Below are 4,574 nucleotides of genomic sequence, written 5' to 3' on the forward strand. Positions count from 1 at the left end.
GCGCGCGGTCCGCGCACCGTCGGGCATCGCACGGGCATAGGCGAAGGCGCCGAGCGTCACCGCCAGAAAGGCCGGCAGTGCCGCGACGGGCCCTGCCAGCAGCACGGCCGACGCACTCGCGGCGAGCGCCAGAGGCTGCCCCCACCCGACGGCCGCCCAGACCTTCTCCCAGCCCGGCAGCGGCCGTCCCTTGCCGCGCCGGCGCACCAGAAAGATGGTGACGCCATTATAGGCCACATAAGAGAGCGCAAGCCCCAGCAGGCCGTAGGCGAGCTTCACCGGCATGCCGCCGAACCAGCCGAAATGCAGCGGCTGAAGGGCGCCGAGGATCTGTTGGCCGACGCTGCCCTCCTCCAGGCCACCATCGCCGAGGGCCACCCCGGCGCCGTCGAAATAATAGGCGTTGGACAAAGCGAGGTGGCCCGGCGTGCGCATGCGAGATGGACCACCTGCCCGGCCGTGCCCACATGCTGGATCGCCGCGCTCACGAATTGGGCCTGCGGCCGTTCGGTCTGCACCTTGCGGATCATCGCCGCCAGGTCCGGCAGCGGCGCGGGCGCGTGATCTTCCGTGGGCATCGGGCCGAGGATGGTGGCGAACGCCTTCTCGGAATCGCCGTCATAAGCGGCGAGCGCCAGGAGGCCGACGATCAAAGTGGACAGGCCGAGCAGCGCCCCCGAGGCCGACACCACCACATGGAACGGCAGCCCCCACACGCCCAGGCGATTGTGGAGGTCCGCCTCCTGCAATTGGCGCGTCCCGCCCCAGCGCAAAGCGAACGCGTCCCGGAAGATGCGCGGATGGGAGAGGAGCCCGGAGACGAGCGACGACAGCAGCGCCACGCCCACGAGGCCGACCAGGAATCCGCCCCACGCCTCCGGCAGGTGCAGCGTCGCGTGCAGTTCGCCGAGGAACTCCGCCCACGGCGCTTCGAAGCGGGTCACGAGGCGCCCCTGCGCATCGGCCAGCCACTGCCCCTCGGCGCCCGCCTCCTCGCCCCGGTAGAATACGGCAAGGCGGGCGCTCGACGGGCTCGGCCCCCGCAGGAAGATGTCGTGCGCCGCGCCTTCGGCCACCGCCTTGGCGTGGCCCTCGGCGAAGGCGGCGGCGATGCTCTCCGGCGCGAGGCCTGCGGCCGTGAGGGGCGCGCCCGGCTGTTCCCAGCGCTGGATCTCGTTGATGAACACCGCCAGCGTCCCGGTCAGGCACACCACATAGATCAGCGCGGCGAAGGCGATGCCCAGCGCCGAATGCCCCGCCAGCATGGCGCGCACGAAGGCGGGAGACAGAAGCGGCGGCCGGCGCGGCCGGTCGGAGCGCATGTCCATCAGCTGAGCACCTTCGGCAGGAAGGCGACACCATAGCCGATGGCGGACAGGCCAGCGAGCACGACGGTGGCGCGGACCAGCTTCGCGTCGCACAGGGTCCAGGCCATGCCCGCGCCCCACAGGATCGGCACGAAGATGCCGCCGATCACGATCCGATCCTGCTCGCCGAGCGGCGCCGCTACGGCGAAAGCGAGCCCCAGGCCGATGGAGGCGATGCCGGACAGGACGATGGCGAGAAACGCCTTGGCAATGCCGCGCCCCCACGAGGTGCGCCGCTCCTCCGGCTCGAGCGCGACTCGCGCCTCGCGGGTGGGGGCCTTGCGGAGGCTCGCGCCGGCCGCGACCACGCCATAAGCGACGAGCGAGCCGGCGAGCAGGCCGTAGGCGAGGCCGGTCTCCGCGCCCCACCGACGCGCGAACAGCCACAGTCCGGCGCCGATGGCAGCCCAGCCCGCCGCGGTCGAAAGGCCGGGGCGAGCGGCCTTCCGCGCCCATGGGCGGCGCAGCAGCATGAGGCCCAGCAGCAGCGGCGCGGCCGCCACGAGCAGGTCCAGGACATCGATAGCCAGCGTCGAACCCATGGCGTGCGCTGCGTCCGTCGCCGGTCAGAACTTGTAGGTCGCGCTGCCGATCACCGTGCGCGCCTGGCCGACGCCGCAGTCGCCGCGATAGGCGCTGCAGGAGGCCACGTAGAAGGTGTTGGCAAGATTCTGCCCGGTGACCTGGAAGCGCCAGTTCTTGGTCTCGTACGCCACCATGGCGTCGAACAGGGTGACCGCGGGCGTCTCTACATAGATCGTGCCCTGGGTCAGGATATCGCGGCCGTAGCTCTGCGCCTCGCCGATATAGCGCACGCCGCCGCCGAACGAGAGCCCGTTCAGCTGTCCTTCCTTCACCGTATAGACGCCCCACAGGGAGGCGAGATTCTGCGGAATGCCATCCACCGGCTTGCCCTTCATGAAGGCGGGGATGCCGGACGGGAAGGGATACAGTTCGGGATAGCTCTCGTACTTTGCGTCCGTGTAGGAATAGGAGGCGACGATCTTGATGTTGGGGGTGATCTCGCCGATCGCCTCGATCTCGAAGCCGCGCACGTTGATGGTCGCCCCCTGCACCGCGTTGAACAGGACGTCGGGCTGGACGATCACGTTGTCCTGGGTCAGGTCGTAGACGGCGGCATTGACGACGAGCGGCAGCGTCGGGTGCTTGTACTTGATGCCGGCTTCCACCTGGTTGCCCTCCAGCGGCTTGGCCGGGGTGAGCGTCGTGAAAGGCGCGGTCATGGTGCGCCCCACCGGCTGGCCCGGCTGCGGCTGGAAGGCGGTGGAGAAGCTCACATAGGGCGCGAGGCCGACATCGGTCTCGTACATCAGGGCGGCGCGGGTCGAGGTGGCGGACATATTCTCGCTGGCCGCGCCCTCCTGCTCGATGGTCAGCCAATCCTGCCGCACGCCGAGGACGGCGATCCACGGCCCCATGCGCATCTGGTCCTGGACATAGAGGCCCACCTGCGACTGCGTCTCGCGCGGGCGCTCATAGAGCGGCGGCTGGCCGAACACGATGCTGCCGTCCAGGCCGACCAGGTAACTGCGCTGGTTGTAGACCGGGCGATACATGTTGAAGCGGGGCTGCGGCGGCAGGAAGCCGGGAATCCCCGGGAACACGTTGTCGAGCAGCGTTCCGGTGGTGGCTGACTCGATGTCGTACCGGGTGTAGTCGATGCCGCCGATGACCTTGTGCGTGATCGCGCCGGTGGTGAAGCTGCCCGTCAGGTTGGTGTCGGTATTGAAGACGCCGGTTTCGGTCTCCTGGTCGAAGACCGCGCGCGCGATCTCGCTCTGTCCGTAATTGAGGAACGGCGCATAGGCCGGGTTAAGCACCGGACCGCCCATCAGCGCGTTCAGGGTGGCGATGCGCACCGGCGTCAGCACCGCCGCGTACGTCGAATTATAGGTGTTGTCGACGTGGGTGTAGCGCGTGCCGTTGTGCAGCTTCAGCCCATTCTCGAACTCGTGGTCGAACAGGAAGGTGCCGGACTGGGACGAGGTGTCGTACTTGTCGCTGGGCTCGCCGACGAAGGTGCTGAAATCCGCCCGCTGGCCGAAGCGGTTGGGCACCAGCGTGCCGATCTGGGGCAGGAACTGCTGCACCGAGCCGGAATGATCCTCCCGGAAGTTCGCAAGCAGGGTGATGCTGGTCATGTCGGTGGGACGATAGGTGATCGACGGCGCCAGCATCAGCCGGTCGTTGTCCACATAGTCCACCTGGGTGCCCGCGTCCCGCGCGAGGCCGACCACGCGATACAGCCACTTGCCGTCCGCCGTCAGCGGGCCCGACGTGTCGAACTTGATCTGCTTGAAGTCGAACGAGCCATACTCGAAGGTGATCTCGTTGCGCGGCGTCGCCAGCGGCAGCTTGGAGACGCCGTTGATGATGCCGCCCAGCGACGACTGGCCATAGAGCATGGAGGCCGGGCCGCGCAGGACCTCGACCCGCTCCAGCGCGTAGGGCTCGATGGCGGTCGTGTTGTAGTAATAGCCGAAGCTGGAGCGCAGGCCGTCGATGAAGTAGCTGGCGGGAATGCCGCGGATGATCGCGTAGTCGCCGCGGCTGTCGAGGCCGAAGCCGTCGGCGAACACGCCGGCTGTATAGCGCACCGCTTCCTGGAGGTTCTGCACGCCCTGGTCGCGCATCTGCTCGTCGCCGATGACGGTGATGGACTGGGGCGTCTCGATGAGCGGCGTGTCGGTCTTGGTGCCCACCCGCGAATCCGTGGCGACGTAATCGATCACCGGGCCGGCGGACGAGGGCGTGGCCCGCCCGTCCGTCTCCTGGCGCGGGGCGCTATCGCTCGTCACCTCGACGGTGGGAAGGGAGACCGTGCCGGCAGCCTGCTGCGCTTTGGCAGCGACAACCGAGACACCCACGAGCGCCATCGACAGCGCGACGGCGTCCGCGACCGCGCGAATATTGAGAGCCATGATAATTTCCGCCCAAATCAACCACGGCAGACGGTGAAATCAGACTAAAAACGTCAGCCTAAGAAATCATACCTACCGCAGAGGCAGCGGAATAGTGGCGAAATGTCGACTCTTGATACATTTTAATTATTTCAATATCAAAGACGACATAATACACCGACGCTAGAGTGCATAGCGCACGCGGGGCGCGGCGGGACGCGGGAATCCGCATGCGAGGCGCTTGGGCATCCGGCGCGCTTTCCCGTGCACTCGGTCGGGCGGCACG

General features: G+C 67.8%; 2 protein-coding genes and 1 pseudogene. All 3 read right to left on the bottom strand.

Annotated features, from left to right (window positions below; genetic code table 11):
- A pseudogene (locus tag AC2W7M_RS20235) lies at window positions 1–1,328 on the bottom strand (PepSY-associated TM helix domain-containing protein); the annotation flags it as partial.
- A complete protein-coding gene (locus AC2W7M_RS20240) occupies window positions 1,328–1,909 on the bottom strand; it encodes a hypothetical protein (protein WP_486134416.1) in 582 nt (193 codons plus the stop codon). The gene AC2W7M_RS20240 and the pseudogene AC2W7M_RS20235, both read right to left, overlap by 1 nt.
- 24 nt (window positions 1,910–1,933) lie before the next feature.
- Window positions 1,934–4,309: a TonB-dependent siderophore receptor gene (locus tag AC2W7M_RS20245; protein ID WP_486134417.1), complete on the bottom strand. Its 2,376-nt coding sequence runs from the start codon at window positions 4,307–4,309 to the stop codon at window positions 1,934–1,936.
- Between the last annotated feature and the right edge of the window lie 265 nt (window positions 4,310–4,574).

It is taken from the genome of Xanthobacter sp. BG11Y11_SDJG (assembly GCF_057364445.1).

What these genes read in the sequence shown, in the direction of transcription:
- AC2W7M_RS20240 (WP_486134416.1), bottom strand. Translation starts at nt 1,909, where the DNA reads ATGGGTTCGACGCTGGCTATCGATGTCCTGGACCTGCTCGTGGCGGCC.
- AC2W7M_RS20245 (WP_486134417.1), bottom strand. Translation starts at nt 4,309, where the DNA reads ATGGCTCTCAATATTCGCGCGGTCGCGGACGCCGTCGCGCTGTCGATG.